General features: G+C 42.6%; 4 protein-coding genes. 1 reads left to right on the forward strand and 3 read right to left on the reverse strand.

Annotated elements, in window-relative coordinates; translation table 11 throughout:
• Positions 1-115 precede the first annotated feature (115 nt).
• Complete coding sequence (locus FJR06_RS05360) at positions 116-346, forward strand: NifU family protein (protein WP_015079343.1); 231 nt, start codon at positions 116-118, stop codon at positions 344-346.
• A gap of 158 nt (positions 347-504) precedes the next feature.
• Here the strand turns inward: FJR06_RS05360 and FJR06_RS05365 are convergent, their stop codons facing one another.
• The 3 genes from FJR06_RS05365 to ctaD all read right to left on the reverse strand — a co-directional run bounded on the left by FJR06_RS05365 (position 505) and on the right by ctaD (position 3,868).
• Positions 505-1,059, reverse strand: a complete 555-nt coding sequence (locus FJR06_RS05365) for a methylmalonic aciduria and homocystinuria type D protein (protein WP_015081008.1) — start codon at positions 1,057-1,059, stop codon at positions 505-507.
• 228 nt (positions 1,060-1,287) lie between these two features.
• Positions 1,288-1,902, reverse strand: coding sequence for a heme-copper oxidase subunit III (locus tag FJR06_RS05370; protein ID WP_015081009.1), 615 nt, complete (start codon positions 1,900-1,902; stop codon positions 1,288-1,290).
• A 292-nt stretch (positions 1,903-2,194) separates the two neighbouring features.
• Entirely contained in the window at positions 2,195-3,868 is a 1,674-nt protein-coding gene (gene ctaD, locus FJR06_RS05375; RefSeq protein ID WP_015081010.1) for a cytochrome c oxidase subunit I, read from the reverse strand.
• Positions 3,869-3,916 lie beyond the last annotated feature (48 nt).

The following is a 3,916-nucleotide window of genomic DNA, read 5'->3' on the forward strand; positions in this document are numbered from 1 at the left end:
ATCTTCCAAATGCTTCGCCCCTACTAACAACTAACCAATTATCCATTTCCAGCCTAAACTAGATAATTAGCAACTTGGATAATTACCAATTTATTTACTAAGCAGGTCTAAAAGAATGGAACTAACGCTAGAAAATGTAGAAACCGTATTAGACGAGATGCGCCCTTATCTCATTTCTGATGGTGGTAACGTGGAAATTGTAGAATTGGATGGACCAATTGTTAAGCTCCGATTACAGGGTGCTTGTGGTTCTTGTCCTAGTTCTACTATGACTCTGAGAATGGGAATTGAACGCCGTCTCAAAGAAATGATTCCCGAAATTTCTGAGATAGAACAAATCATCTAAATCACTGGTAATGGGGACTGGGGATTGGGGACTGGGTAATTGGGACTGGGGACTGAGCAATAGGAAAGATAAATATTCTCCCTACCTCCCCTACCTCCCCTACCTCCCCTACCTCCCCTACCTCCCCTACCTCCTCCCCCCTACATCCCCTTGCTCTACTAAACCTCTATCCAACCGTGCATTGGTGCTATGGCTTTAGTGACTGATTCAATGATGTCTGGAGGTGCTTCTGAAAGCATGACACTGGGATAAACAGCAGTTCCCCATTGAGGATGCACAAGAACATGGCATTTATTTTCAATTGCGGGATACTTGAGTAAGGCTTGGGCTACTGCTGTATCATCGTGGGGAACTAAGCCAGAATGAGACAGTAATGGATAACCTGTCCGGGGATCTATCAAGTCTGTTAAATACCCGCGGTCGCGCAAATTAAATGCCAAATCGCAACCAAAACGCATAAATTTTTCCCGCAGCTTTTCCTTTTCTATTTCTGTTTCTGTGGTCATTTCTTCTAGAGAATATTGTGATTGCTGTAAAACAACCACTACCCACAAAAACTGCTGCTGTTTCCAATCTGGTAAGATCTGTTCGCAATTGGCACAGATATATGGACTGGGAGTATGAATAGAAATCTCTACAGCTTGTCCTGTTTTGCCAACTAAATGAATAGGACAGCTAGGCTGTGAAATACAAACTGGGGGATAAGACACCACATTAATTCGGTTTATGAAAGTTTTTAAATTTATCTTTGCTAAAAATAATAACTCTTAAATCTCCAAATAAATCATCAAATTTTGCGAATAATTAGATTAGGACAATTATTTACTCTAATGGAAGCACCCAAGCAAGTTGAGAAAGTTTAAAGAGAGAAAATAAAAAACCCCCAAAGAGAGGGGGATTGTAGGTTATTCGAGTGGAGTGAACAACTAAGTAATAAATACCTAGAGTAAATACAGTAATCCGAACAAAATAATCCAAATTACATCTACAAAATGCCAGTAAATTTCCGCTGCTTCAATCCCGAATCGTTTTTCATTGCTGTAGTGTCCGGGGGTACGCGATCGCCACAACACTGCTAAAATCGCTAAAACACCGATGGTAACGTGCAAGCCGTGAAACCCAGTCAACACATAAAACGTACTAGCGAATAAATTGGTAGTCAGACTAAACTCTAAATGAGCATATTCATAAACCTGACCCGCCAAAAAAATCGCCCCCATAACTGCGGTAATTGCCAACCAAACCCGCATTCCCTTAGTATCATTCTTTTTAATAGCAGTATCAGCATTGTGCATCACAAAACTACTAGCTATCAAAATAGAAGTATTCACAGTAGGTAACAACAATTCTAAATCCGGTGTCCCTACTGGTGGCCAAACCGGAATAGTAGAACGGTAAGTCAGGTATGCACCAAACAAACCCATAAAAATCATTCCCTCAGCCACAAGGAACATAAATAGACCAGTCAAACGATGATCTGGATGTTCCTCATGATGAGAAACAGTTGTGTGGTGACTTAATTCAGTTTTCCCCGTGTCAATAATTTGACCTTGCATAAATTAGTAATTGGTAATGGGTTCAAGGCAGGGCTATTTCATTTTTATCTAGTAGTCTGTCAAATTTATTTTGACGGGTTTTTGGTAGTGCGGGCATCTTGCCCGCGTGAGCGAGACGCTCACACTACAGTCCATCATTTTTATCTTGACAGACTACTAGCCCGCCTCACAATGAATTCTGAGTCTAATAGCGAAAGTCGTCTAAAGACGACTAAAAGAAATTTCTAGTCCGTTTTAACGGACTTTAGTTATTAGCCCGGAACTTCAGTTCTGGGCGGGTCATGTCAATCCCCTAAAGTGCTGATTCAGTTTGGGGAGTTAACACAGATTCAGTTTCCACCCGTTCCTCACTCACCCCATAATCGTAGGGGCCAGTAGTCAAAACCGGAAGAGTTTCAAAATTCTCAATACTGGGAGGAGAAGAAGTCATCCATTCCAAAGTTAACGCTTGCCAAGGATTATTACCGGCTTTTTCCCCATAGAACCAAGACCAAACGGCATTGATGATAAATGGTAACGTCGAAACCGCCAATATATAAGATCCGTAGGTACAGATTTCATTCAAAGCCGTGAACTTAGGATCATATTCAGCAATCCGGCGATTCATCCCCATGAGTCCGAGTTTGTGCATGGGCAAGAAAGTCATATTTAAACCAATCATGGTTAAGGCAAAATGCACCTGACCCCAAAATTCGTTCATTTTCCGTCCCGTCATTTTCGGGAACCAGTGATAAATAGCCGCAAAAATCCCTAACACACTACCACCAAACAAAACATAGTGGAGATGTGCCACCACAAAGTAAGTATCGTGAACGTGAATATCAAAAGGAACAGCAGCCAACATTACGCCACTAATACCACCAATTACAAAAGTTGCTAAAAAGCCGATCGCAAATAACATGGGACTATTGAGGCGGATTTTGCCACCCCAAATAGTTGCCAACCAACCGAAAATTTTAATCCCAGTGGGGACAGCGATGATCATCGTCGTGATCATGAAAAACATCCGCAACCAACCGGGAACACCACTGGTAAACATATGGTGCGCCCAGACGATTAAGCCTAAGAAACTGATAGCTAGGGATGAAAAAGCGATCGCTTTATAGCCAAAAATCGGTTTGCGGGCATGAATTGGCAGAATTTCCGAAATTGCCCCAAAGAAAGGCAAAATCATAATATAAACCGCTGGGTGAGAATAGAACCAGAACATATGCTGATAAACAACAGGATCTCCGCCCCCAGAGGGATTAAAAAAGTTTGTTCCTGCCAACAAATCAAAACCCAACAAAATCAAAGCCGCAGCTAATACTGGTGTAGATACCAACACTAAAGCCGAAGTTGCTATCATCGCCCAACAAAACAACGGCATTTGAAAGATGCCCATACTAGGAACACGCATCTTCCAAATGGTGACGAGAAAATTCATCGCCCCCAAAATCGAAGAAGTTCCCAATAGCAAGATACTCATAATCCAAATCCCCTCACCCACCTGGCCTGTCACCAAACTCAGCGGCGGGTAAGAAGTCCAACCAGCATCCGGGGCATCACCTACCGCCAAACTAGCAACCAGTAATACACCTGCTGGGGGAACCATCCAAAAAGCTACCGCATTCAGGCGCGGAAATGCCATATCTCTCGCCCCAATCATCAGCGGGATTAAATAGTTAGCAAATCCCGCCCCTGTTGGCACAATCCACAAAAAAATCATGATTGTGGCATGGAGGGTAAACAGGCTGTTATAGACTTCTGGCGTGACAAAATCTACCTCTGGAGTCCGTAATTCTGTCCGCACTAAATCAGCCATTACGCCGCCAATGCAGTAAAAAACAAACGAAGTGACCAGATATTGAATTCCAATCACCTTATGGTCGGTACTAAAACCGAAAAAGTCTCGCCAATGCCTTTCCTGGTGTTCTTCCGTTGGTTTGGGGCTATTATCCGTTTCTTGTAACTGTGCTTGTGTCATATTTTAAAAAGGAGTCAGGAGTCAGGAGTCAGGAGTCAGGAGTCAGGA

Origin of the sequence: Dolichospermum sp. UHCC 0352 (assembly GCF_009711925.1) — a bacterium.
Lineage (GTDB): Bacteria > Cyanobacteriota > Cyanobacteriia > Cyanobacteriales > Nostocaceae > Dolichospermum > Dolichospermum lemmermannii.